General features: G+C 38.7%; 1 protein-coding gene and 1 pseudogene. Both read right to left on the reverse strand.

The window, feature by feature from the left end; all coding sequences use genetic code 11:
- Nucleotides 1–678: 678 nt before the first annotated feature.
- Nucleotides 679–1,740 (reverse strand): restriction endonuclease, encoded by a 1,062-nt coding sequence (locus NL646_RS23230; protein WP_140303218.1) that lies wholly within the window; start codon nt 1,738–1,740, stop codon nt 679–681.
- A gap of 558 nt (nt 1,741–2,298) precedes the next feature.
- Nucleotides 2,299–2,409, reverse strand: a pseudogene (locus tag NL646_RS23235) (DUF3265 domain-containing protein); the annotation flags it as partial.

The raw sequence follows: 2,409 nt of genomic DNA on the forward strand, positions 1-2,409 counted from the left end.
GTTGACCACTGCATAAACAATAAAGATCAGTAGAGGTAAATAAATCGCGTGCATAATAAATCCTTTTAAAATAAACACAGTGAGAACGTTACAACTTGCTTTACCTTAGCACATAACGCCCAGTTAAGGGGTGAAGCACGCAACACTGAAGTTACCGCATCACGCCTTAATCACTAAACCTAACGCATAGCAAAAATGCCACGCGTGCTGAATCCCTCTTGAACTGTTTGTTATGTTTAAATTTCAATGTCTTACGTTCAACCGAACAGAAGTTTAAACCAACTTACTTTTGTAAACAAAAACCAAAAGCCTAAAAACTGATTTAACTCATAAGCTTTTGTAAATTGAACTTGAGCTTTTAGAGCAGAAAATACAAAAAAAGTCTCACTTAGCACTTAGAGATTGAGCCAAATATCCTCACGTTAAACTTGCTCCGAAATTCAATGAGGCAACTCCCAGAATTTTTAGCGCCAAAGAATAAATGTCCAGAAAGCAGCGTCCAGCGATGCCAACTTGCCGAAAAGAACAAAAGCAGAATGACTTATGGAGCAAAGAAAAGACCCAAGCTACTGATTTTACATGATTAAACATAACGCCGCATTAAGGTGTGAGCTGCGCTCGGCTATACTTGAGCGAAGCGAAAATGCCGAGCGTTGCGAATCACTCTTAAATGCTTTGTTAGGTGAGTACGGCTTCACTCGGGATACCGAGAATATCTCTAGGTGATACTGGTTCAACAATGACAGAACCATACCTTCTTTCCCAAATTTGTAGCCACTTAGTAATATCTTGATTTTTTCTAAGATAAATACCATTTTTCTCAAAGGTAACTGTTTGCTCAATTAACTTAGGTCCAAACCCAGATGACGATAGTAATATTCCTGCTGTCGCTTCTTCTTCCTTAACCACCCTTTCTAACTTGATAGCCCAACTTGCCTTAATTGTACGTCCACTAACCCAATGTTTGCATTCGATAAAGTATACTTCTTTGTTTTTTGTTATCGGATTTCTATGAGTAACTATAATATCTCTACTTTTAGCAGAGTTCTCCGTTATTTGTACATCTTCAAGACCAATATCGAAAAGAAGAGTTGCAATAACCTCTTCAAACTTCCTATCATCAATGCCTGTAATAAGCGATGGTTTCATTAAGAGTCGCTTAATCAGATTTCTTGAAAAGTTTGCAACATCGACTAAGATGACTGTAGCCTCTGGGTAGTCATTTTCTTTTACCTCTAATGACTTACATATCCCTTCCCAACTTAAAGGTTTCACGTAAATTTTGTCGGATATGTTATCTAATTCTTTAGTTGAAGATAAATACTGCTCACTCCCAATCAAATACAACACTTCGGCATTTGGGTACTTTTGAATAAAAGAGTTTAGCTGTCTTTCTACTTGCTCCTTTTTTATAGACTGTTTCATTCGATGATGCTTTAACTCAACACCAGCAATTCCGAGACTATTTTTTCTCCTAAAAACGAGATCGACTCCATGATATTGTGTTTGATTAAGAGGTACTGGCGCATGTGAAACGTCAGCATCTTCGAATATTACTGGCAATGAGTTTGCCAAAAAATCATGCAGGTGTGTTTCTTTTGTTGACTCAAAATTTAACAAGGACTTTAGTAATTCATGTTTCTCTTTTATTGGTTCTTCACTAACACTAGTTGGTTCATTATGTATATCAATTGCTACCTCATCACCTGTAGGTAGAATTGCCTTTAGCTTTCTAGTCATGTCATTTCTCTCTTGATAGTTTCTTGACTTTGGCCACCTAACGCCCGCTTAAGTGGTGAGCAACGCAATGCGATGTTTCCGCACACCACCTAAATCACTAAATTTGCCGCAAACCACAAATGCCACGCGTTGCGAATCCGTCTTGAAGCGCTTGTTAGTTGGCAGGCCCAATGCACTGATTTTAAGTTATTTTTAACTTTGTGAACAATATACATTATGTGCTTTGATGCATTAACGTCAGGCGCAGTTTCAAAGCGAATTGCCAATGAAACCACGTGGAACAAACAACGCCGCAGAAAACGTCATTTCAGCGAGAATTTCGGCTTTTGAAACGACAAACTCACCGAGCAGAGTTTCAGCAAAAGCATTCGGCTCGATAAACCTAAAACTCGCAGCATCACAGATGCAAACCAATCAGTGAAAAGACGCCAATTTTAAATTTTAGCCAAGACAGCAAGCATCGAATTTGAACACTTAACCTAACACTTTAGCGCTGAGCTTTTACCATAAAAATTTTTCACTATTGCTGCGTTTGCCTTCATGCCAACTAACGCCCTGTTAAGGGGTGAGCAACGCAATACCGAAGTCGCCGCATACCACCTTAAACACTAAAACCAACACATGATAAAAATGCCACGCGTTGCGAATCCCTCTTGAACAGTTTGTTAG

The sequence above is a fragment of the Vibrio sp. Y20_XG_PY13 genome (assembly GCF_024181925.1).
Taxonomy (GTDB): Bacteria; Pseudomonadota; Gammaproteobacteria; order Enterobacterales; family Vibrionaceae; genus Vibrio; species Vibrio parahaemolyticus.